The sequence below is a fragment of the Pseudomonas sp. SJZ080 genome, assembly GCF_007828295.1.
GTDB classification, from domain to species: Bacteria; Pseudomonadota; Gammaproteobacteria; order Pseudomonadales; family Pseudomonadaceae; genus Aquipseudomonas; species Aquipseudomonas migulae_A.
Map to the genome: position 1 here is coordinate 75127 of NZ_VIUK01000003.1, position 23275 is coordinate 98401.

Consider the following 23275-nt stretch of genomic DNA (forward strand, 5'->3'; position numbering starts at 1 on the left):
CACGACAGGTTGTACTTATGCATCGCAGGAATTTGCTCAAAGCGTCCATGGCCATCGCTGCCTACACCGGTTTGTCCGCCACAGGCCTGCTGGCCGCCCGGGCCTGGGCGGGTAATGGCACCGCTGATGGCGAGGCTCAGGCCTTTGATTTCGAAGCCCTGAAAATCCAGGCCAAGCAGCTCGCCGGCAACCGCTACCAGGACACCAAGCAGGTGCTGCCGCCGACCCTGGCGACCATGACCCCACAAAATTTCAACGCGATCCGCTACGACGGCAATCATTCCCTGTGGAAGGATTTGAAGGGTCAGCTGGATGTGCAGTTTTTCCATGTCGGCATGGGTTTCAAGCAGCCGGTGCGCATGTACAGCGTCGACCCCAAGACGCGTCAGGCGCGGGAGGTGCATTTCCGCCCTTCGCTGTTCAACTATGAAAACACCACGGTCGACACCAAGCAGCTCACGGGCGACCTGGGGTTTTCCGGGTTCAAGCTGTTCAAGGCGCCTGAGCTGGACCGGCATGACGTGTTGTCGTTCCTCGGCGCCAGTTATTTCCGCGCGGTAGACGCCACCGGCCAGTACGGTCTGTCGGCCCGTGGTCTGGCGGTCGATACCTATGCCAAGAAGCGCGAGGAATTCCCGGATTTCACCAAGTTCTGGTTCGAGACCCCGGACAAGGACAGCACCCGTTTCGTGGTGTATGCCCTGCTGGATTCGCCGAGCGCGACCGGTGCCTATCGATTTGACATCGATTGCCAGGCCAGTCAGGTCGTCATGGCAGTCGATGCCCACATCAACGCGCGCACCGCCATCGAGCAGCTCGGCATTGCGCCGATGACCAGCATGTTCAGCTGCGGCACCCACGAGCGCCGCATGTGCGACACCATTCACCCGCAGATCCACGACTCGGATCGCCTGGCGATGTGGCGTGGCAATGGTGAGTGGATCTGTCGTCCACTGAACAATCCGGCCACCCTGCAATTCAACGCGTTCGCCGACACCGACCCGAAAGGTTTCGGCCTCGTGCAGACCGATCACGAATTCGCCAATTATCAGGACACGGTCGACTGGTACAGCAAGCGTCCAAGCCTGTGGGTCGAACCTACGACCGCGTGGGGCGAAGGCTCTATCGATCTGTTGGAAATTCCTACGACCGGCGAAACCCTGGATAACATCGTCGCGTTCTGGACCCCGAAAAAACCGGTCGCGGCGGGCGATTCCCTGAACTACGGCTACAAGCTGTACTGGAGCGCTTTGCCGCCGGTCGGCACGCCGCTGGCGCGGGTCGCCGCGACCCGTTCGGGCATGGGCGGCTTCACTGAGGGCTGGGCGCCGGGCGAGCATTACCCGCAGGTCTGGGCACGCCGGTTTGCGGTGGACTTCACGGGCGGCGGGCTGGACCGCTTGCCTGAAGGCACGGGCATAGAACCGGTGGTGACATGCTCCAATGGCGAGGTCAAAGACTTCAACGTGCTGGTGCTGGATGACATCAAGGGCTACCGGATTACGTTTGACTGGTTCCCGACCAATGACAGTGTGGCCCCGGTGGAGCTGCGGTTGTTTATTCGCACCAATGACCGGACGCTGAGCGAGACCTGGTTGTATCAGTATTTCCCGCCGGCGCCGGAGAAGCGTAAGTACACCTGAGAGCAATTTGGTGTCTGAACGGGCCTCTTCGCGAGCAAGCCCGCTCCCACAGTGAATCTTCATGGGACACAAATTTTGTGTACGACAAAGATCAAATGTGGGAGCGGGCTTGCCCGCGATGACGGCCGAACAAACACCAAAAATCCAGAGCAGGAATGCAAAAAACCCCGGTCAACTGAACCGGGGCTTTTTGCTTTTACCGCATCACTCAGTCACGCAAATCCGACTCATGAATCGGCTGATCCCGATGCGTCGCGCGCTGATACTGCGCCGGCCAGATCGCCTTGCGCCCTCCCAGGTCGTCATCGGCATGCAACGGCCAGTACGGATCACGCAACAACTCACGGGCGAGGAAGATGATGTCCGCCTGACAGGTGCGCAGAATGTGCTCGGCCTGCGCCGGCTCTGTGATCATTCCTACAGTGCCGGTCGCAATGCCTGACTCCTTGCGCACACGTTCGGCGAAGCGGGTTTGATAACCGGGACCTGTAGGAATTTCCGCGTTGGCCGCCGTACCGCCCGAGGAGACGTCAATCAGGTCCACGCCCAAGTCTTTGAGGCGTCGCGCCAGTTCAACGGTTTCATCAGGGTTCCAGCCGTCTTCCACCCAATCGGTGGCCGACACACGGACGAACACCGGTAACTCCTCTGGCCACACCGCGCGGACCGCTTTGGTGACTTGCAGCACCAGCCGAATACGATTCTCGAACGAACCGCCATATTGATCGCGACGCTGATTGCTCAGGGGCGAAAGAAACTGGTGCAGCAGGTAACCGTGGGCGGCGTGGACTTCGACGACTTTGAAACCGGCGGTCAGTGCCCGTTTCGCCGAGTCGACGAACGCTTGGACAACCTCGGCGATCTGGCCCTCATCGAGCTGCTTCGGTGGTGTGTGTTGCGGATCGAAAGCGATTGGCGAAGGGCCGACCGGGGTCCAGCCGCCGTCTTCCGGTTTGACGCTGCCGTGCTTGCCGATCCACGGCCGATGGGTGCTGGCCTTGCGCCCGGCGTGGGCCAACTGAATGCCGGCGACGGCGCCTTGGGCGGCGATGAAGCGAGTGATGCGTTGCAGCGGCTCGATCTGTTGGTCATTCCACAAACCGAGGTCTTCGGCGGTGATGCGTCCATCGGCGGTGACGGCCGTGGCTTCGGTAAAAATCAGACCGGCGCCGCCGACAGCACGGCTGCCGAGGTGCACCAGGTGCCAGTCATTGGCCAGGCCATCGACGCTGGAATACTGGCACATCGGTGATACGGCGATGCGGTTTAGCAGGGTCAGTTGGCGAAGGGTATAGGGTTCAAGCAGCAGACTCATGGGGCACCTCTCGTCTCAGTGGGCAGGCTCCAGGGTTCTGTTTGAAAAGTCGACGAGTGACAGGAAAAAAGTGCAGCACCCGCCCCCGCGGGCAAAAAATTGACAAGACGTCACAAGGCCAATCAAGCAGTGCTTAGAGCCTAGTCGACAATGGGGGATGAGGGAGGGTTCCGAGAGATTCGGCGTGAGGGAAATCGCCATCGCTAGCAAGCCGGCTCCTACAGGATGTGCGCAAATCCTGTAGGAACCGGCTTGCCGGCGATGGGGTCAACGCGGTTCGATGTGGGCAATCATCAGCTGAACCGTCTCATTCCCGCGAAACTCGTTAAGGTCGAGTTTGTAGGCCAGTTCCACCCATTTGATCGTCGGATTCGGCCAGATATCGCGGTCAATACCGAACGCGATGCCGTCCAGCTTCACCGAGCCGCATTCGCTTTTCAGCACCACTTTGAGGTGCCGTTCGCCAACAACGCGCTGCTCGACCAACTGGAATACCCCATGAAACAACGGCTCCGGGAAGTGCTGTCCCCACGGACCGGCATGACGCAGGGCGCGGGCCAGTTCAAGGTGAAACTCCTCGACCGCCAACGTCCCGTCCGACAGCAGTCGCCCGGTCAGGTCTTCCTCGCGCAATTGCCTACGCACTTCAGCGTCAAAGGCTTCGGCAAACAGCGGAAAATTCGCTTCCGGCAACGTCAAACCTGCCGCCATGGCGTGGCCGCCGTACTTGCTGATCAGGTTTGGATGCTGCGCCGCCACCACGCTCAAGGCGTCGCGAATGTGGAAGCCCTGAACCGAACGCCCCGACCCCTTGAGCATGCCATCGCCCGCATCGGCAAAGGCAATCGTCGGACGGAAATAGCGCTCTTTCATACGCGAAGCGAGGATCCCGATGACGCCCTGGTGCCACTCGGGATCGAACAGGCACAGGCCGAACGGCATCGACTCAACCGGCAAGTCCTTGAGCTGGGCCAGCGCCTCGCGCTGCATGCCTTGCTCGATGGATTTGCGGTCCTGGTTCATGCCATCGAGCTGAACGGCCATTTCCCGGGCGAGCCCGGCATCGTCGGTGAGCAGGCATTCGATGCCCAGGCTCATGTCATCCAGCCGCCCCGCCGCGTTCAGGCGCGGGCCGACGATGAACCCGAGATCGGTCGAGGTAATGCGCGTGTGGTCGCGCTTGGCGACTTCAAGGATCGCCTTGATCCCCGGTCGTGCGCGTCCGGCGCGAATTCGCTCCAGGCCCTGGTGGACGAGAATCCGGTTGTTGGCGTCCAGCGGCACCACGTCGGCGACACTGCCGAGCGCCACCAGATCGAGCAACTCGCCGATGTTCGGCTGCGGTTTGCTCTCGTACCAGCCGAGGCTGCGCAGACGCGCGCGCAGGGCCATCAGCACATAGAAAATCACCCCGACACCGGCCAATGCCTTGCTCGGAAATCCGCAACCCGGCTGGTTGGGATTGACGATGGCATCGGCCAACGGCAGTTCATCACCGGGCAAGTGGTGGTCGGTGACCAACACGCGAAGACCCGCCTTTTTCGCCGCGGCCACCCCCTCAACGCTGGAGATGCCGTTGTCCACGGTGATCAACAGCTGCGGTGTGCGGGTCAGCGCCACTTCGACGATTTCGGGTGTCAGGCCGTAGCCATACTCGAAACGGTTCGGCACCAGATAGTCGACATGCGCCGCGCCCAGCAGGCGCAAGCCCAACATGCCGACGGAACTGGCCGTCGCGCCGTCAGCGTCGAAGTCGCCGACGATCAGAATCCGCTGCCGCTGCTCCAGGGCTGTCACCAGCAAATCCACCGCGGCATCAATGCCTTTAAGCTGCTGGAACGGAATCAGCCGCGCCAGGCTCTTGTCCAGTTCAGCCTCGGACAACACGCCCCGAGCCGCATACAGGCGGGTCAGCAGCGGCGGCAGATCACCGAGAAATGGCAGGGTGTCGGGCAACAGGCGAGGTTCGATGCGCATGGGGTGACAGATGCTTCTCTTGAATACGTAGGATAAAACCGGATGACGCGGTGAAAAATCAGCCGCGTTCGCCGCTCAGCCACTGCAACTGGACTTCGTGCTGACCACGGTCGTCGGTGACGAAAATCGTCCCTTCGCTGATCATCACGTCCCACTTGATAACGCGCGGCATGTCTTTGGCCAGGGTTTCCAGGACTTCCTGCGGCACAGCAGCGATGTGTACGTTTTTCAGGTTCTTGATCGCCGGGATCACTTTGGTTTCCCAGACGCGCAGGCTGCCGTAGGCCAGCAGACTGGTGCGCTCGGTGCGGCGGGAGCACCAGGTCAGGCGATCAGCGTCTGGCTGGCCGACTTCGATCCAGTGCAGGACACGGTCGTCGAGGCTCTTTTCCCACAGGGCGGGTTCATCCACGTCTGACAGACCACGGCCAAACGACAGCTGCTCGTTGTACCAGAAGGCGTAGGCCAGCAGTCGCACAGTCATGCGCTCTTCGGTTTCCGACGGGTGACGGGCGATGGTCTGCTTCACCGTCTCGTAAATGCTGCGATCGAGGTCGGTGAGGTTCAGTTCAAACTTGTAGGTCGTGGACGGCTGGGCCATGAACGGGCTTCTTGATACGTGGAAAGGCGGCAAGTCTAACCGATGCGGCAGACAATCAACGAATTCGCGACCATCAACCGTGAGCGACTGACAGCGGGCTGTGCTAAAACGCTGTATCAGCCAAGTCCTTGTCCTACAGGATCCACCAGTATGCCGTTCACCGCCAAACCACTCTCAGGCCTGAAAGTCATCGAATTGGGCACGTTGATCGCCGGGCCGTTTGCCTCGCGCATCTGCGGCGAATTCGGTGCCGAAGTGATCAAGATCGAATCCCCCGACGGCGGTGATCCGCTGCGCAAATGGCGCAAGTTGTATGAAGGCACGTCACTGTGGTGGTTCGTTCAGGCACGCAACAAGAAGTCCCTGACCTTGAACCTGAAACACCCGGACGGCCTGGCGATCCTGAAAAAGCTGCTCGGTGAAGCAGACATCCTGATCGAGAATTTTCGCCCCGGCGTGTTGGAAAAGCTCGGTCTGGGTTGGGACGTCTTGCACGCACTGAACCCAAAACTGGTGATGGTGCGCCTTTCGGGTTTCGGCCAGACCGGGCCGATGAAGGATCAACCGGGTTTTGGCGCCGTCGGTGAATCCATGGGCGGCTTGCGCTACATCACCGGTTTCGAGGATCGGCCACCGGTGCGCACCGGGATTTCCATCGGCGACTCGATTGCCGCGCTCTGGGGCGTGATCGGTGCGTTGATGGCTTTGCGTCATCGCGAGGTCAACGGCGGTCTCGGTCAAGTGGTGGATGTGGCGCTGTACGAAGCGATCTTCGCCATGATGGAAAGCATGGTCCCGGAGTTCGACGTGTTCGGCTTCATTCGCGAACGCACCGGCAACATCATGCCCGGCATCACCCCCTCCTCGATCCACACCAGCGCCGATGGCAAACATGTGCAGATCGGCGCCAACGGCGATGCGATTTTCAAACGTTTCATGCTGATCATCGGCCGTGAAGACCTGGCCAATGACCCGGCGCTGGCCAGCAACGACGGGCGTGACAGCCGGCGCGACGAGATTTATGGAGTGATTGATCGCTGGGTCAATTCGCTGCCGCTGGACACCATCATCGAGCAGTTGAATCAGGCCGACGTTCCCGCCAGCCGGATCTTCAGTGCCGAAGACATGTTCAATGATCCGCAGTACCTGGCGCGGGAAATGTTCCTGAAAGCGAAGCTGCCGGACGGCAAAGATTTCAAGATGCCGGGAATCGTGCCGAAACTCTCAGAGACACCCGGCAGTTCGCAATGGGTCGGGCCGCAGTTGGGCGAACACAATACGCAGGTACTCAACGATCTTGGCTATGACAAGGAACAGATCGCAAAGCTGCGTGAAGACGGGGCCATCTAGTCTGAAGTGCCTGCTTTCGCTGCTTATCACTCACCACCGCGCGAGGGCGGTATACGCGCTCGCGGCCGTGTTGATGCTCGTTGTTCCAACGCCATCAGCGATGGCACAACCCAAGGAAACCATGGTCTGGCTGTTGCGGGATCTCCCCCCGCTGACGATTTTCGAAGGACCGAAAAAAGGCCAGGGCGTCATCGATCAACTGTTACCGCTGTTGATCGCCGGCATGCCGCAATACGAACACACCTTGATGCGGGTCAATCGCGCTCGCGCCTTGCAAATGCTCCACGAGCCTTCCCTTACGTGTGATGCAGCGTTGAACCGGAGCAAGGAACGCGAGCGCTGGATCGCATTTTCCATTCCGGTGTTTCGGGCGATGAGTAACGGCGTGGCTGTGCGGCGCGTTGACCGCGAGACCCTTGCGCCCTTCATCCAGGACGGTGAACTGGACCTGACTGCCTTCCTGGCGAGCGGCGGCGAGAAGCTGGGCATTATTGCCGAGCGCAACTACGGTGAGTACCTCGACGCGCTGCTCAAACAGGCACCGGCTGACTCGCTCACCCCGCACTACGGCAACGACGCCTTGGGTAGCCTGTTGCAAATGCAACGTCTGGGGCGCTTGCGGCTCTTGCTGGGGTACCGCCCGGAAATCCGCTACCAGGCTCAGCAGCAAGGGATCGCCGAGGATGAATTGCTGTTTTACCCGATTCGCGGCGCGGAGAAATTCCTGTCCGGTTACATCGGCTGCACCGACACGCCCAAAGGCCGGCAGGCGATTGTCGAGATCAATCAATTGCTGCGAAAACTGCCCCATGAGTGCTTAAGTGAGGCGTACGCCGCGTGGCTCGACCCGGAAAGTCGCGGCGCCTATCTGGAAGAATCCAGGCAGTATTTCGAGCAACAGGCGCAGCCATGACAAATCGCGGGCAAAAAGAAACCCCGAGAAGTGGGGAGACATCTCGGGGTTAAACGTGGTCTACAAAAAGACCAGTAGCAGCAGGGTTACAAGCACCGGAGCACAATGCTTGATCCTGCTGTTACATGCTCTGACTGACCTTGGGCCCGTAAGGTTCCCGTAAAAAATAATTCACTTACGGCCGGCCCAGGACCTTGTCCTGTGCCGCATTGCGCAATGCCGCGATTACGCAGGGTTCCAGGCGTCCTTCGGCAATCATCAGATCGCGATGCAACCCGTCGACGACATCCGTGAGCAGACGTTTGTCGCTCAACTGAGCCTGATTGAATGCCCGTTCGACCACGATGGCGCCGGTCGAGCTCTTCAGTGTCACCAGGCATTCGCCGTGGGTGCCTGATGGGGTCAACGTTACCTGATACGGGCTCAGAGCCTCACCGAGCAATAGACTGATACTTTCCATCTCGATCACCACTCAATAGTCCGAAAACGAAGTGCCTGGGGCGTGTTCACAATAAGTGACCATTGGCCCGAGAAGAAAGTTCTGGATTTCAGTTGCAGACGCATCGGCGTCTCTGGTTGATGGAGCATGCATGGGGGAGATGACAGGTTTGTGTATGGCCTGGGTTTTGGTGGTTGATCGGGATCGGGTGGATATCCGTTTCTTCGGTGAGGGCGGCTATTGAGCCCCTTGGAGGAGCGCCAAGCGTGGGGAAAAGCAAAAGCGTACGCGATGTCCTGTAGGAGCCGGCTTGCTGGCGAAAAGCGTCCGGACGACGCGTTCATTCAGGCAGCCCGCGTTATCGTTGACGTCCATCGCCAGCAAGCTGGCGCCTACAAGGGGAATGCAGATGTGTTTGGATAAATACGCTCCCCCGTAGGAGCCGGCTTGCTGGCGATAGCGGTGGATCAGGCAATGAGTGCGTGACGGAACGGACGCCATCGCCAGCAAGCCGGCTCCTACAGGGGAGCGGTGTGTATATCCGGAGGGAGTGGCCGTAGCAGAGAAGGAAAACGCGTACGCAAAATGAGCCAGGTCGGCTTTCAGGCCGCCTCGGCGGCTGTCGCGGTAGCCGCCCACGGCCATGGATGGCCGATGGCGGCGGGCCTGCGGAGCAGGACCGAAGCGAGGCACCGGGGGCAAGAGCCCTTTGGTTACTTTGGGCTGGGCCGGCATTCCGGCTTTTCCAAAGTGACTCGCTGTAAAAGCGAAACCAATAGCCGCCGTTACCGCAGCAACGGATATGCCCCCAATCAATCCATCCGATTACAACGGCTTGCCACGATTCCCATGCTGACTGACAAACGCCTGAACAGCCTTCAAGTCATTCGGCAACACCGTGCAACGCTCATCCCGCTCAAACAGATCAGCCAAATGCGCCGGCAATTCCAACGCCTTGCCGACACCCGCCTTCTCCACCGCATCCGGGAATTTGACCGGGTGCGCAGTGCCAAGGATCACCATCGGAATATCCAGACTACGACGGCATTCACGCGCAGCCTTCACGCCAATGGCCGTGTGCGGATCCAGCAACTCACCCGTCTGCTCGTAAACCTCAGCAATGGTTTCGCAAGTTTGCGCATCATCCACAGCCAGCGAATCAAACAGCTTGCGCGCTTCAGTCCAACGCTCCTGTTCAACGCTGAAACCACCGCCCTGCTTGAACGAATCCATCAGCCCGGCGATCGCCGCACCGTTACGACCGTGCAGGTCGAACAGCAAGCGTTCGAAGTTCGACGACACCATGATGTCCATCGACGGCGACAACGTGGCGTGCAGGGTTTCCTTGACGTACTGATTGCCGCTCATGAAGCGGTGCAGGATGTCGTTGCGGTTGGTGGCAACAATCAACTGGTTGATCGGCAGCCCCATGTTGCGCGCCAGGTAACCGGCGAAGATGTCGCCGAAGTTGCCGGTCGGCACCGAGAACGACACCGAACGCGCCGGGCCGCCCAGTTGCAGGGCTGCGTGGAAGTAGTAAACGATCTGGGCCATGATCCGCGCCCAGTTGATCGAATTCACCGCCACCAGGCGCGTGCCTTTGAGGAAGCTCTGGTCGGCGAAGCTCGCCTTGACCATTTCCTGGCAGTCATCGAAGTTGCCTTCGATGGCGATGTTGTGGATGTTCTCGCCGAAGATGGTGGTCATCTGGCGACGTTGCACTTCGGACACCCGGTTGTGTGGGTGCAGGATGAAGATGTCGACGTTTTCGCAGTGCTTGCAGCCTTCGATGGCGGCCGAACCGGTGTCGCCGGACGTAGCGCCAACGATCACCACGCGCTCACCGCGTTTTTCCAGCACGTAGTCGAGCAAACGGCCGAGCAGTTGCAGGGCGAAGTCCTTGAACGCCAGGGTCGGGCCGTGGAACAGCTCCAGCACCCATTCGTTGCCGTTCAACTGACGAAGCGGCGCGACGGCGTTGTGCGAGAACACGCCGTAAGTCTCTTCAAGAATCTTTTTGAAATCGGCATCCGGGATGCTGCCGGTGACGAACGGGCGCATCACCCGGAAGGCCAGCTCGTGATAGGGCAGGCCGGCCCAGGAAGCGATTTCTTCCTGGGTGAAACGTGGCAGGTTTTCCGGGACGTACAGACCGCCGTCGGTGGCGAGACCGGCCAGCAGGACGTCTTCGAAATTCAGGGCCGGTGCCTGGCCGCGGGTACTGATATAACGCATGACTGGCTCCAATAGACAGTGTTCGCAAACCCGGGCCCGCACGCAGGCCCGGTGAACGATAACGGCTTAGTTCAGGTGCTCGACGCGGATCCGTACGACCGGACCGACCACGCCTGTCAGGGCTTCGAGGGCGGCGATCGCGTCGTTCATGTGCTGTTCCAGCACACGGTGAGTGAGCAGGATCATCGGCACCAGACCGTCATGCTCTTCGACTTCTTTCTGCATGATCGATTCGATGTTGATGCCGCGCTCCGACAGGATGCTCGCGACCTGAGCCAGCACGCCCGGATGGTCCTTGGCCTGAATGCGCAGGTAGTAGGCGCTTTCGCAGGCTTCGATCGGCAGGATCGGATGCGCCGACAGCGAGTCCGGCTGGAAGGCCAGATGCGGCACGCGGTTTTCCGGATCGGAGGTCATGGCGCGAACCACGTCCACCAGGTCGGCGATCACCGACGATGCGGTCGGCTCCATGCCGGCGCCGGCGCCGTAGAACAGTGTCGAACCGGCGGCGTCACCGTTGACCATCACCGCGTTCATCACACCGTTGACGTTGGCGATCAGGCGATCGGCCGGGATCAGCGTCGGGTGTACGCGCAACTCGATGCCAGCCGCCGTGCTGCGCGCCACGCCCAGGTGCTTGATGCGATAGCCCAGCGCTTCGGCGTAATTCACGTCAGCCGTGGTCAGCTTGGTGATGCCTTCGGTGTAAGCCTTGTCGAATTGCAGCGGGATGCCGAACGCGATGGACGCCAGGATCGTCAGCTTGTGGGCCGCGTCGATGCCTTCAACGTCGAAGGTCGGATCGGCTTCGGCGTAACCCAGGGCTTGCGCCTCGGCGAGTACGTCTTCGAAGGTGCGACCCTTCTCGCGCATCTCGGTGAGGATGAAGTTGCCGGTGCCGTTGATGATGCCGGCGACCCAGTTGATGCGGTTGGCCGACAGGCCTTCACGGATCGCCTTGATCACCGGAATGCCACCGGCCACAGCCGCTTCGAATGCCACGATCACGCCTTTCTCGCGAGCCTTGGCGAAAATTTCATTACCGTGAACGGCGATAAGCGCCTTGTTCGCGGTGACCACATGCTTGCCATTCTCGATGGCCTTGAGTACCAGCTCGCGGGCAACGGTGTAGCCGCCCATCAGCTCTATAACGATGTCGATCTCAGGGTTCGTGGCCACTTCGAAGACATCGTTGGTAATCGCAATACCGGTCGTTTGGAACTGAGGCTTTGGCGTGCGCATGGCAATTTGTGCCACTTCGATTCCACGCCCGGCACGACGAGCAATTTCCTCGGCGTTGCGCTGAAGTACGTTGAAGGTACCGCCACCGACGGTCCCTAACCCACAGATGCCTACTTTGACCGGTTTCACTGTGAACTCCCCATGAAACGGCCGACTCAAGGCCGGCCGTGAAAACAGCCGCATGCTCGCGGCTCTCTATTAATGGCCCGGCAAATGTTGCCGCCGGACCATGATCGTCAAAGGCTGGCCGTGACGATGCGAATTTACTTCGCGCCCAGCGCCAGTTTGGCGACTTGTGGCGCAGGCTGGTAGCCCGGAATGACCTGACCGTCGGCCAAAACGATGGCCGGTGTGCCGTTCACGCCAATCGACTGACCGAGGGCGAACTGTTTGGAAACCGGGTTATCGCACTTGGCGGCCTTGATTTCCTTGCCGTCGACCATTTTGTCCATGGCGGCTTTCTTGTCTTTGGAGCACCACACGGCTTGCAGTTGCTCGTCACCCGGCGAGCCCAGGCCCTGGCGCGGGAACGCGACGTAACGCACTTCGATGCCGCGCTTGTTCAGCTCAGGCACTTCGGCATGCAGTTTGTGGCAGTACGGGCAGGTGGTGTCGGTGAAGACGGTGATGTGCGATTTGGTTTCGCCGATGGCCGGGTAAACCACGGTTTCCGCAACAGGAATTGCGTTGACCAGCTTGGAAATGCCCAGGCGTTCGGCCTTCTCGGTGAGGTTGACCGGTTTGCCGTCCTTGAGCTGGAACATGTAGCCCTGAACCACGTACTGGCCGTCGGCGCTGGCATAGAGCACGCGGCTGCCCTTGAGTTTGACTTCGTACAGGCCAGGCAACGGGCTGGCGGAAATGCTTTCTACCGGCACTTCGAGCTGGAGGGTTTCCAGGCTTTTACGGATGGCTTTGTCGGCCGCGTCATCGGCGACGGCAAAGGTGCTGACCAACGCAATGGCTGCGGCGGCGAAAATCTGGGTCAGACGCATGAGAACTCCTGAAGGCGGACAAATGGGACGATCAGAACGCCCGTGCCGAAACACCGGGTCATAACCGCCCATCGTGCAAACCGGCAAAGCCTACCACATAAGGCCCCTGTGGCCGAATGCGCCTGTCGCACGACATTCTGGTCTACGCAGATTCAAATGTGGGAGCGGGCTTGCTCGCGAATGTGGTGTGCCAGTCAAAGAAGATGTCGACTGATACACCACATTCGCGAGCAAGCCCGGTCCCACAAGGGATTGTGATCAACCGCGGGGGTGATGTTTGGCGTGCAGATCCTGCAAACGCGCCCGGGCGACGTGGGTGTAGATCTGAGTCGTGGACAGATCGCTGTGGCCGAGCAGCATTTGCACCACCCGCAAATCGGCGCCATGGTTGAGCAAATGCGTGGCGAAGGCATGACGCAAGGTGTGTGGAGACAGCGATTTACCGATTCCGGCGACTTTGGCCTGATGCTTGATCCGGTGCCAGAAGGTCTGGCGCGTCATCTGCTCGCCGCGCTGGCTGGGAAACAGTACATCGCTGGGACGTCCACCGAGCAGCTCGCCACGGGCGTCACGCATGTAGCGCTCGACCCAGACAATCGCCTCTTCGCCCATCGGCACCAGCCGCTCCTTGCTGCCCTTGCCCATCACTCGCAGCACGCCCTGGCGCAGGTTGACCTGCTCCAGCGTCAGGCTGATCAGCTCCGTCACCCGCAGGCCGCAGGCGTAAAGCACTTCAAGCATGGCGCGGTCTCGTTGGCCGATCGCTTCGCTCAAGTCCGGAGCCTTCAGCAGTGCTTCTACGTCTGCTTCCGACAGGGATTTGGGCAACGGCCTACCGAGTTGAGGCATATCGACGCGTAACGTCGGATCGACCGCGATCAATTTTTCCCGCAGCAGATAGCGATAAAAGCCACGAACACCCGAGAGAAATCGCGCAGTGGAACGGGGTTTGTAGTTCTGTTCCAGGCGCCAGGCCAAGTGATCGAGGATCAATTCGCGGCCAGCGTTGATCAACTCCAGCCCTTTGTCCTGCAGCCAGCCGTTGAACAGGGCCAGGTCGCTGCGATAGGCATCGCGGGTGTTATCGGAGAGACCTTTCTCCAGCCACAGCGCGTCGAGAAACTGGTCTATCAAGGGATGATCGATGGCAGGCATAAAGGCTCAGGCAAGACCGACAGTACGGTCAGGGAAGATAAATCGCAGGCAACAAAAAAGCAGCCCGTAGGCTGCTTTTTTCTGCATCGGAAGCTGGACTTAAGCCAGTTTTTCCTTGATGCGAGCTGCTTTACCGGACAGGTCACGCAGGTAGTACAGCTTGGCTTTACGTACGTCACCGCGACGTTTAACGGCCATGCTGTCGATTTGCGGGCTGTAGGTCTGGAAAGTACGCTCTACGCCAACACCGTTGGAGATTTTACGAACGGTGAAAGCACTGTTTACGCCGCGGTTACGCTTGGCGATAACAACACCTTCGAACGCTTGCAGACGCGAACGGTCGCCTTCCTTCACTTTCACCTGAACGACAATGGTGTCGCCCGGGGCAAAGGTAGGGATCTCTTTGGTCATCTGCTCTGCTTCGAGTGCAAGGATGATTTTGTTAGTCATGCTGTGCTCCTAAGGTAAATCGTCGGATCTACCATCGATACGTTGTTAACTATCGTCCCGCTCGCGGATGTATTCCTCGAGCAGCTTCTTCTCTTCTCCAGAAAGCGAGCGGCTTTCCAGAAGATCGGCGCGTCGTTCAAAGGTCCTACCAAGGGACTGCTGTAAACGCCAACGCCGGATGTGCGCGTGATTGCCACTTAGCAATACGTCGGGAACACGCTGATCCGCATACACCTCCGGTCGGGTGTAGTGCGGGCAATCCAGCAAACCATCCGTAAAGGAATCTTCCTCGGCGGAGTCCGCATGCCCTAAAGCTCCAGGCAGCAGTCGTGTAACCGCATCGATCAGGACCATCGCCGGCAGCTCGCCGCCAGACAGTACATAGTCGCCAATCGACCACTCTTCATCGACATGAGCATCAATAAAACGCTCGTCAATGCCTTCATAGCGGCCGGCAATCAGGATCAATGCATCCAGATTCGCCAACTCGCGTACCGCCGACTGAGTCAGTTGACGGCCTTGGGGGGACAGGTAAATCACCTTCGCCGCCTCCCCGGCTGCTGCCTTGGCCTGAACCAGAGCATCTTCCAGGGGCTTGATCTTCATCACCATGCCCGGGCCACCGCCAAATGGGCGATCGTCCACAGTGTGATGTCGATCCGTCGTGTAGTCTCGCGGATTCCAACAGGTGAGCTGCAAGAGCCCCTGTTTCACCGCCCGACTGGTGATGCCGTACTCGCTGATGGCGGAGAACATCTCGGGAAACAAACTGATCACTTCTACGCGCAAGTTAGCCACGTTTAGAAGTCCGCGTCCCAATCCACCTTCATCTCGCCTGCTGCCAGGTCGATGGCCAACACGCATTGCTCCGTATAGGGCAACAGGCGTTCGCGATCATCCAGGCTGCCAGCGCAAGGCTTGACCACCATGACATCGTTCGAGCCAGTCTCCAGCAGGTGATCGATCTTCCCGAACAGTTGCCCGAGGGTGTCGATAACCTTGAGACCTTCCAGCTGGTACCAGTAGTACTCGCCGTCGGTCAGTTCCGGGAACAGGTTGCGCGGCACGCAGATCTCATAACCGGCCAGAAGACGAGCTTCTTCACGATCATCGAGGTCCTTGAGCTTTGCGACCAGGAACTTGTCATTCCCGCGTCCGCTGACCAGCTCTACCTGCTTTACATTGCCGTCACGCTTGAGCGTCCAGGTTTTGTAGTCCAGCAGGTTCTTGATTGGATCAGTAAAGGAATACACCTTCACTTCGCCGCGAACGCCATGAACAGAATAAATTTTGCCGATAACGATCAAATCATCAGCAACAGCTGGCGTCGCGTTCATATTGCTCAGGCCGCAGCCTTAGCAGATTCCTTCAACAACTGAGCAACGCGCTCAGAAGGCTGTGCACCAACGCTCAGCCAGTAGGCTACGCGCTCTTGGTTCACGGACAGACGAACTTCTTGACCACGAGCAACAGGGTTGAAGAAACCAACCTGTTCCTTGTGCGAACCGTCGCGCGGGTTGCGGCTGTCGGTTACGGTCAAGTGGTAAAACGGGCGCTTTTTGGAGCCGCCAAGGGCAAGACGGATTGTTAGCATGTGAACATCGTTCCTGTAGTCGGTGCTGCAAATCTAAAGGCACAGCGGGCATAGGTGCCCGAAAGGCCGCATATTCTAAGGAATATCCGGACTTTTGCAAATGACTTTTTCCGGCGGTCTATCGGCCGCCATCCAGATTTGCTATAGAGCCGTCGTTGAAAACGGCCAGTCAGCTCCCGCCAAGCGCGGGTTTGCTGGAGATCCCGCATCCCTGCGGGTCTGCGCCGACATGACTGCCGGCGCGGATTCTTTACATTTTCGGCATGCCGCCGCCGGGCAACATACCGCCCATGCCGCGCATCATTTTGGCCATTCCGCCTTTCGCGGAGAACTTCTTCATCATCTTTTGCATCTGCTTGTGCTGCTTGATCAAGCGACCGATGTCCTGCACCTGGGTGCCGGACCCCATGGCGATCCGGCGCTTGCGCGAACCGCTGATCATCTCAGGGTCGCGGCGCTCGGCCGGGGTCATGGAATTGATGATGGCTTCCATCTGCTTGAATTGTTTCTCTGCCGCGCCCTGGGCATTGCCCATTTGCGCCAGGTTTACGCCGCCGATGTTCGGCAGTTTGTCCATGAGACCGCCAAGGCCGCCCATGTTCTTCATCTGTTGCAGCTGATCGCGGAAGTCTTCGAGGTCGAAGCCCTTACCCTTTTTCAGCTTCTTGGCCAGTTTGTCGGCCTTGTCCTTGTCGAGGGTCGCTTCTGCCTGCTCGATCAGGCTGAGCACGTCGCCCATGCCGAGGATGCGTGACGCGATACGCTCAGGGTGGAACGGTTCGAGCGCTTCGCTCTTCTCGCCCATACCGATGAACTTGATCGGCTTGCCGGTGATGGCGCGAACCGACAGCGCGGCACCGCCACGGGCATCACCGTCGACCTTGGTCAGGATCACACCGGTCAGCGGCAGTGCATCACCGAAGGCCTTGGCCGTGTTGGCGGCGTCCTGACCGGTCATGGCGTCGACCACGAACAGCGTTTCGACCGGGTTGATCGCGGCGTGCAGCGCCTTGATCTCGCCCATCATCTCTTCGTCGATGTGCAGGCGACCGGCGGTATCGACGATGACCACATCAATAAACTTGAGCTTTGCTTCTTTAATAGCCGCTTGCGCGATCTCGACCGGCTTCTGGCTCAGGTCGGACGGGAAGAAGGTAACGCCCACTTCACCCGCGAGCATTTCCAGCTGCTTGATCGCCGCAGGACGGTAAACGTCCGCGGACACGACCATGACCGACTTCTTCTTGCGCTCTTTAAGGAAGCGCGCAAGTTTGCCGGCGGTGGTGGTTTTACCCGCGCCCTGCAAACCGGCCATCAATACGACGGCAGGCGGGACGGCGCTCAGGTTCAGGTCTTCGTTTGCCGCGCCCATCAGGCTTTCGAGTTCGGCCTGGACGATCTTAACGAAGGCCTGGCCCGGCGTCAGGCTGCGCGACACCTCGGTGCCGACGGCGCGTTCCTTGACCGAGTTGACGAAGTCTTTGACGACCGGCAAGGCGACGTCGGCTTCGAGCAACGCCATGCGCACTTCGCGCAGGGTGTCTTTGATGTTGTCCTCGGTCAGCTTGGCCTTGCCGGTGACATGGCGCAGCGTCTGCGAGAGACGGTCGGTTAAGTTTTCAAACATTGCGCGATCCTTTCAGGCCCTGTGTAGACCGGGATAATGGCGGCCCAGACCGGAATCAACATGTGCTCGGCGAGCCTGCGGCGTGGGCAGGTCGCGGATTATAGCGAAGACTGTGACTGGCGGACACCTCGCACTTTCGTGGTGTGTGGGTTCTATGCCAAACTCAGCGCCTTTCGGGCTTGCCTAACAGGATTTATGCTCCCCTTGTCACCCAGTTTGCTGACTACCCTCGCCGCCGCCTTCTTATACGCCGCTGCGACTATCTATCAGGGCACTCGCCTGGCCACCGGCGCCAAGGCGAACAAACGCCTGCTGGTCACGCTCGGCGTGTTGGCCGTGCTGGCTCACAGCGCCAGCCTGTTCACCCATCTGCTGACGCCCATCGGCCTGGGCCTGGATTTCTTCAGTGCCGCCAGCCTGATCGCCGCTGCGGTCATCGCCCTGACCCTGCTGGCCTGCTCGCGGATTCCGGTGGAAAACCTGCTGATATTACTGTTCCCGCTGGGTGCCGCGACCGTGCTACTGGCGCAGTTCGCCCCGGCCGGCACGGTGCAGATCATCGATGAAGAGCCGGGCATCCTTGCGCACATCCTGCTGTCGATCCTCGCGTATGGCATGTTCACCATCGCGGTGTTCCAGGCCTTGCTGCTGCTGGTTCAGGACCATCAACTCAAGCACAAGCATCCGTCCGGGCTGATCAAGAACTTCCCGCCGCTGCAAACCATGGAAAGCCTGCTGTTCGGTTTCCTCTGGGCCGGCTGGACGCTGTTGTCGCTGTCACTGATTTCTGGCTGGCTGTTTGTCGACAACCTGTTCGCCCAGCACCTGGTGCACAAAACCCTGCTGGCGTGCCTGGCCTGGATCGTCTTCAGCGTGCTGCTCTGGGGTCGTAACCGCCTCGGCTGGCGCGGACACAAGGCCATTCGCTGGACCCTCGCCGGTTTCTGCCTGCTGATGCTGGCGTATTTCGGCAGCAAGCTGGTCCGTGAATACATCCTGCACATCTGACGGGCGGCATTAATGGACGACTTGCCCATAGGGCCGATGCTCGCTGTAGTGGCCCTGTTGATTTTATGGTCGGGGCTGTTTACCGCCATCGAGGCGGCGCAGCAGCACTTGCTGGCCCAACGCACGGCCTCGCGCTCCAGCGACAAGCCGGTGGCGAAGCTGAGTTTTCCGCTCAACAGCCTGATTCTCTGTAACACCCTGTGCCGCGCACTGGTGGTAGTCATCAGCACTTTGCTGGCGATTTTCACCTGGGCCGAAAATGGTCCATGGGCGGCTTGCCTCGGCGCCGGCGTGATTCTGCTGGTGTTCGCCGACTATCTGCCGCGCACCCTCGCCGCTCGCTACCCTGACGCGATCCTGTCCCTGGGCAACACCCTGCTTGGCGCCCCCCTGAAAATCATTTACCCGGCCGCCTGGCTGCTCAACGGCATCAGCCAGTTGCTGATGCGACCGTTTGCCCGCAAGGCCAATGTGGTGCAGCAGAGCGAAGACGAGACGCCGAATGATCGGCGCGACGACCTTGAACAGTCTGTCTGTCGCCCGCATCCGGTGTCGGGCATCCACGCGCTGGACAACATCACAGTCAACGACATTCTGGTGCCGCGCAGTGATGTCGACGGGATCAACCTCGACGACTCGATCGAAGAAATCCTCGAACAGCTTCGCGCCAATCGGCGCACGCGCCTGCCAGTTTTCCACAGCGACATCAATCAGGTCGAAGCAGTGCTCAACACCCGGCAGATCCGCCATCTGCTGCCCGATGGCCAGCTGACCCGCGAAGCGCTGCTGGCCGCATGTCACGATCCGTACTTCGTACCGGAAAGCACCCCGCTGCAACTGCAATTGCTGAATTTCCACAAGCAGCAGCGGCGCCTGGGCATGGTGGTCGACGAGTACGGCGAAGTGCTGGGCATCGTGACCCTGGAAGACATTCTTGAAGAAATCGTCGGCGAATTCGAAAGCCAGCACAGCCTGGACAACCCGCACATCCATCCGCAGGCCGATGGACGCCTGGTGATCGATGGGGCAGCGTCGATACGCGACCTGAACAAAAGCCTCGGCTGGCACTTGCCCAGCGATGGCCCGAAAACCCTTAACGGGCTGGTGACCGAGGCGCTGGAGACGATTCCGGACAGCGCGGTGTGCCTGAAGATCGGGCGTTATCGGCTGGAAATCCTGGAGACGGAAGACAATCGCGTTACTCGCGTGTTGATCTGGCATACAGCTGCGACACACACAACTGTCTGACCACCCCATTCTGCAGGAGCCGCCCGCAGCAAGCCGGCTCCTACAAAAAGCCGCATCGACCATGGCATAATCGATCCCGCTTACCCAAGCCCCGCCCCACCCCCGTGCTACCCGCACTCCGCTTCAAACCCACATCCCTGGGTGTTCAACCATAATAATTCGCTCCACTGGGGCACATGACTGTCAGGGATAACCGCATGACGACCAGCACGACTTATACCGAAACCATGCCCGCGCAACCGACGAACTCCGCCACCCGAGTGGCCACCGCGAGTTTCATCGGCACCGCCATCGAGTTCTACGACTTCTACGTGTATGCCACTGCCGCTGCGCTGGTGATCGGCCCGGTGTTCTTTCCGCAGACCTCCGGCACCGCCCAGATGCTGTCGGCATTTCTCACCTTCGGCATCGCCTTCCTCGCTCGGCCGCTGGGCTCGGCGCTGTTCGGCCATTTCGGTGACCGCATCGGGCGCAAATCGACTCTGGTCGCCTCCTTGCTGCTGATGGGCGTGTGCACCACGCTGATCGGCGTGCTGCCGGGTTATGACAGCATCGGGGCCTGGGCGCCGATCCTGCTGTGCGTGCTGCGCTTCGGCCAGGGTTTGGGCCTGGGCGGCGAATGGGGCGGTGCGGCATTGCTGGCGACGGAGAATGCGCCCAAGGGCAAGCGCGCCTGGTTCGGCATGTTTCCGCAACTCGGCCCTTCGATTGGCTTTCTCGCCGCCAATGGTTTGTTCCTGACGCTGGCGATGACGCTGGACGACGAACAGTTCCGTTCGTGGGGCTGGCGGATTCCGTTCCTGCTCAGCGCCGCGCTGGTGATGGTCGGCCTGTACGTGCGCCTCAAGCTGCACGAAACTCCGGTGTTCGCCAATGCCATGGCCCGTCAGGAACGGGTGAAGATCCCGCTGGTCGAGCTGTTCAGCCAGTATTGGGCGCCGATGCTGCTGGGCGCCGGTTCGATGGTGGTGTGCTATGCGCTGTTCTACATCTCGACGGTGTTTTCACTGAGTTATGGCGTGTCGACGCTGGGCTACACCCGCGAAACCTTCCTCGCGCTGCTGTGCTTCGCCGTGCTGTTCATGGCCGCCGCGACGCCGTTGTCGGCCTGGGCCAGTGACCGTTATGGGCGCAAACCGGTGCTGATCATCGGTGGCGTGCTGGCGATTCTGTCCGGGTTCTTGATGGAGCCGCTGCTGACCCAGGGTTCGACCTGGGGCGTGGCGCTGTTCCTGTGCATCGAGTTGTTTCTGATGGGCGTGACGTTCGCACCGATGGGTGCGCTGCTGCCGGAGCTGTTTCCGACACACGTGCGCTATACCGGCGCATCAGCAGCCTACAACCTGGGCGGAATTGTCGGAGCCTCGGCGGCGCCGTTCTTCGCGCAGAAGCTGGTGGCGATGGGCGGCTTGAGTTATGTCGGCGGGTATGTGTCCGGGGCGGCGGTGCTGAGTCTGATTGCGGTGCTGTGCCTGAAGGAGACGCGGCATAACGATTTGAATCGGGTTGGCTGATAGATCGAATCGCCAGCAAGCCGGCTCCTACAAGGTTGATGCGTGACCTGGAAATCATGCGGACCTGTAGGAGCCGGCTTGCTGGCGATGCTTTTAAAGCTCTACAACGACAGCCTGAGAAGCACGGGTTGCTTTAGCCCGGGCAGCCTCGATCGACTCATCCCGCGCCAGCGCCACACCCATCCGGCGCTGACCATTCACCTCAGGCTTGCCAAACAGACGCAATGCCGTATCCGGCTCGCTCAACGCAGCGCCCAGATTCGCGAAAGCCGTCTGGGTCGACTGCCCTTCCACCAGAATCACCGCCGAAGCCGAAGGCCCGAACTGACGGATCAACGGAATCGGCAGGCCCAGAATGGCCCGCGCGTGCAGTGCGAATTGTGACAGGTCCTGAGAAATCAGGGTCACCAGGCCGGTGTCATGCGGACGCGGCGAGACTTCGCTGAACCACACCTGATCGCCTTTGATGAACAGCTCGACCCCAAACAGACCACGACCGCCCAAGGCTTCAGTGACCGCTTTGGCCACGCGCTCGGATTCCGCCAAGGCAACCGGGCTCATGGCTTGAGGCTGCCAGGATTCCTGGTAGTCGCCCTTCTCCTGACGGTGACCGACCGGCGCGCAGAATGTGGTGCCGCCGACGTGACGCACGGTCAGCAGGGTGATTTCGTAGTCGAAGTCGATGAAACCTTCGATGATTACGCGACCTTTACCGGCGCGACCGCCTTCTTGTGCATAATCCCACGCGGTTTTCACATCATCGACGCTGCGCAGCAGGCTCTGGCCCTTGCCCGACGAACTCATGACCGGCTTGACCACGCATGGGAATCCCAGGTCCTGAACGGCCTTGCTGTAATCCTCGAACGTATCGGCGAAGTGATACGGCGAGGTCGGCAGGTCCAGCTCTTCAGCGGCCAGACGCCGGATGCCTTCACGGTTCATGGTCAGCTGCGCGGCACGCGCGGTCGGGATCACGGTGAAACCTTCGGCTTCCAGTTCGACCAGGGTCGCGGTGGCGATGGCTTCGATTTCCGGCACGATGAAATGCGGCTTCTCGGCTTCGATCACCGCACGCAGGGCGGCGCCGTCGAGCATGTTGATCACGTGGCTGCGGTGGGCCACTTGCATGGCCGGTGCGTTGGCGTAACGGTCGACGGCAATCACTTCAACGCCCAGGCGTTGCAGCTCGATCACCACTTCCTTGCCCAACTCACCACAGCCACACATCAATACGCGGGTCGCGGTTGGCGACAATGGAGTTCCGATACGGGTCATCTCAGGTCCTCAAAGGAGCGGATCATCGAGGGATGCGACGCCGTGCGCGCTTCCCATGGGGAGAAAGCGCGGCATTTTACATGAACCTGAGGGTTTGGCTTCAGCCGGCGACAGCCTGTTTGCGCAAGCGCCACGCCATGATCAACCACACAGCCGTTACGCCGGCGAACTTCGAGCCTATGGCGGTGAGGATCACGGCCGGAGTGAAAGCGTCGATCATGCCGAAGAAGATGAAGGTATCGAGGGGAATGCTCAGGGCCGAACTTATCCACAGGCGGTCGTGCAGCGGACGTTTGGTGATACTGAACACCAGCCAGTCGATGCACTCGGACACCGCGAACGCCGTGGCGCTGGCCAGCGCGATGGAAGGATCGGACGTGACGTAGGACAACACCAGCGCTGCCAGCATGGCCGCGATCGCGCCATGGCCGAAGCGGGTTTGCACCATGTCGCGCAAAACGAACACCAAACCGCCCCAGGCGGACCAGATGACGTCCAGGTGCGGTGCGGTGGAGAAGGCGTAGTTGATCAGCACGACGCTGCTGATGTAGGCGATCAGGAAGAGCATGGGGCGGGGGGATACCTGGCAATTTGGTGTGCAGGGTACTTTAGAGAAAGCCGTGGTGTCAGTGCTGACGCCTTCGCGAGCAAGCCCGCTCCCACATTAGATTGATGCTGCTCACCTATTTGGTGA

General features: G+C 60.0%; 21 protein-coding genes. 6 read left to right on the top strand and 15 right to left on the bottom strand.

Annotated features, from left to right (window positions below; translation table 11 throughout):
* Positions 1–17: 17 nt before the first annotated feature.
* Positions 18–1643 carry a glucan biosynthesis protein D gene (locus tag FBY04_RS05110; protein ID WP_145314703.1) on the top strand — a complete coding sequence of 542 codons (1626 nt, stop codon included), beginning with the start codon at positions 18–20 and terminating at the stop codon, positions 1641–1643.
* A gap of 208 nt (positions 1644–1851) precedes the next feature.
* Here FBY04_RS05110 and FBY04_RS05115 read toward each other — a convergent pair whose 3' ends face one another.
* From FBY04_RS05115 to FBY04_RS05125, 3 genes are all read right to left on the bottom strand, one after another.
* A complete protein-coding gene (locus tag FBY04_RS05115) occupies positions 1852–2958 on the bottom strand; it encodes an NADH:flavin oxidoreductase/NADH oxidase (protein WP_084321890.1) in 1107 nt (368 codons plus the stop codon).
* Positions 2959–3225: 267 nt separating this feature from the next.
* Positions 3226–4935 (bottom strand): single-stranded-DNA-specific exonuclease RecJ, encoded by a 1710-nt coding sequence (gene recJ, locus FBY04_RS05120; protein WP_145314704.1) that lies wholly within the window; start codon positions 4933–4935, stop codon positions 3226–3228.
* Between the two features lie 58 nt (positions 4936–4993).
* Positions 4994–5536 (bottom strand): YaeQ family protein, encoded by a 543-nt coding sequence (locus FBY04_RS05125; RefSeq protein WP_084321888.1) that lies wholly within the window; start codon positions 5534–5536, stop codon positions 4994–4996.
* Between the two features lie 150 nt (positions 5537–5686).
* Between FBY04_RS05125 and FBY04_RS05130 the strand changes: the two genes are divergently transcribed.
* Both FBY04_RS05130 and FBY04_RS05135 read left to right on the top strand, forming a co-directional pair.
* Positions 5687–6886, top strand: coding sequence for a CaiB/BaiF CoA-transferase family protein (locus FBY04_RS05130; protein ID WP_145314705.1), 1200 nt, complete (start codon positions 5687–5689; stop codon positions 6884–6886).
* Complete coding sequence (locus FBY04_RS05135; RefSeq protein ID WP_145314706.1) at positions 6840–7799, top strand: TIGR02285 family protein; 960 nt, start codon at positions 6840–6842, stop codon at positions 7797–7799. Before FBY04_RS05130 ends, FBY04_RS05135 begins: the two co-directional genes overlap by 47 nt.
* A 175-nt stretch (positions 7800–7974) precedes the next feature.
* On the opposite strand, the gene FBY04_RS05140 is transcribed toward FBY04_RS05135, so the two are convergent.
* From FBY04_RS05140 to ffh, 10 genes are all read right to left on the bottom strand, one after another.
* Positions 7975–8259 (bottom strand): DUF3509 domain-containing protein, encoded by a 285-nt coding sequence (locus FBY04_RS05140; protein ID WP_084321885.1) that lies wholly within the window; start codon positions 8257–8259, stop codon positions 7975–7977.
* 804 nt (positions 8260–9063) lie between these two features.
* On the bottom strand, positions 9064–10473 hold the full coding sequence (gene thrC, locus FBY04_RS05150; protein WP_084321883.1) for a threonine synthase: 1410 nt from the start codon (positions 10471–10473) through the stop codon (positions 9064–9066).
* A gap of 66 nt (positions 10474–10539) precedes the next feature.
* Positions 10540–11844, bottom strand: coding sequence for a homoserine dehydrogenase (locus FBY04_RS05155; protein WP_027924910.1), 1305 nt, complete (start codon positions 11842–11844; stop codon positions 10540–10542).
* Between the two features lie 134 nt (positions 11845–11978).
* The gene (gene dsbC, locus FBY04_RS05160; protein ID WP_084321882.1) at positions 11979–12710 is read right to left on the bottom strand and encodes a bifunctional protein-disulfide isomerase/oxidoreductase DsbC; all 732 of its coding nucleotides are present in this window, start codon (positions 12708–12710) and stop codon (positions 11979–11981) included.
* Between the two features lie 258 nt (positions 12711–12968).
* Positions 12969–13865 (bottom strand): site-specific tyrosine recombinase XerD, encoded by an 897-nt coding sequence (gene xerD / locus FBY04_RS05165; protein ID WP_084321881.1) that lies wholly within the window; start codon positions 13863–13865, stop codon positions 12969–12971.
* 99 nt (positions 13866–13964) lie between these two features.
* Positions 13965–14315 (bottom strand): 50S ribosomal protein L19, encoded by a 351-nt coding sequence (gene rplS, locus FBY04_RS05170; RefSeq protein WP_003175895.1) that lies wholly within the window; start codon positions 14313–14315, stop codon positions 13965–13967.
* Between the two features lie 45 nt (positions 14316–14360).
* Positions 14361–15113 (bottom strand): tRNA (guanosine(37)-N1)-methyltransferase TrmD, encoded by a 753-nt coding sequence (trmD, locus tag FBY04_RS05175; protein WP_007897583.1) that lies wholly within the window; start codon positions 15111–15113, stop codon positions 14361–14363.
* Between the two features lie 2 nt (positions 15114–15115).
* Positions 15116–15652, bottom strand: coding sequence for a ribosome maturation factor RimM (gene rimM, locus FBY04_RS05180; RefSeq protein ID WP_017340266.1), 537 nt, complete (start codon positions 15650–15652; stop codon positions 15116–15118).
* 5 nt (positions 15653–15657) lie between these two features.
* A complete protein-coding gene (gene rpsP / locus FBY04_RS05185; protein ID WP_003198088.1) occupies positions 15658–15909 on the bottom strand; it encodes a 30S ribosomal protein S16 in 252 nt (83 codons plus the stop codon).
* A 250-nt stretch (positions 15910–16159) separates the two neighbouring features.
* Complete coding sequence (gene ffh, locus FBY04_RS05190; RefSeq protein WP_084321880.1) at positions 16160–17536, bottom strand: signal recognition particle protein; 1377 nt, start codon at positions 17534–17536, stop codon at positions 16160–16162.
* Positions 17537–17731: 195 nt separating this feature from the next.
* On the opposite strand from ffh, the gene FBY04_RS05195 reads away from it, so the two are divergent.
* The 3 genes from FBY04_RS05195 (at position 17732) to FBY04_RS05205 (ending at position 21306) form a co-directional block, all read left to right on the top strand.
* On the top strand, positions 17732–18544 hold the full coding sequence (locus FBY04_RS05195) for an inner membrane protein YpjD (protein WP_084321879.1): 813 nt from the start codon (positions 17732–17734) through the stop codon (positions 18542–18544).
* A gap of 12 nt (positions 18545–18556) precedes the next feature.
* Positions 18557–19792, top strand: coding sequence for an HlyC/CorC family transporter (locus FBY04_RS05200; RefSeq protein WP_084321878.1), 1236 nt, complete (start codon positions 18557–18559; stop codon positions 19790–19792).
* Between the two features lie 197 nt (positions 19793–19989).
* Positions 19990–21306, top strand: coding sequence for an MFS transporter (locus tag FBY04_RS05205; RefSeq protein WP_145314708.1), 1317 nt, complete (start codon positions 19990–19992; stop codon positions 21304–21306).
* A gap of 93 nt (positions 21307–21399) precedes the next feature.
* Here FBY04_RS05205 and purT read toward each other — a convergent pair whose 3' ends face one another.
* Positions 21400–22581, bottom strand: coding sequence for a formate-dependent phosphoribosylglycinamide formyltransferase (gene purT, locus FBY04_RS05210; protein WP_084321876.1), 1182 nt, complete (start codon positions 22579–22581; stop codon positions 21400–21402).
* A 100-nt stretch (positions 22582–22681) separates the two neighbouring features.
* Positions 22682–23149, bottom strand: a complete 468-nt coding sequence (locus tag FBY04_RS05215) for a VUT family protein (RefSeq protein ID WP_145314709.1) — start codon at positions 23147–23149, stop codon at positions 22682–22684.
* Between the last annotated feature and the right edge of the window lie 126 nt (positions 23150–23275).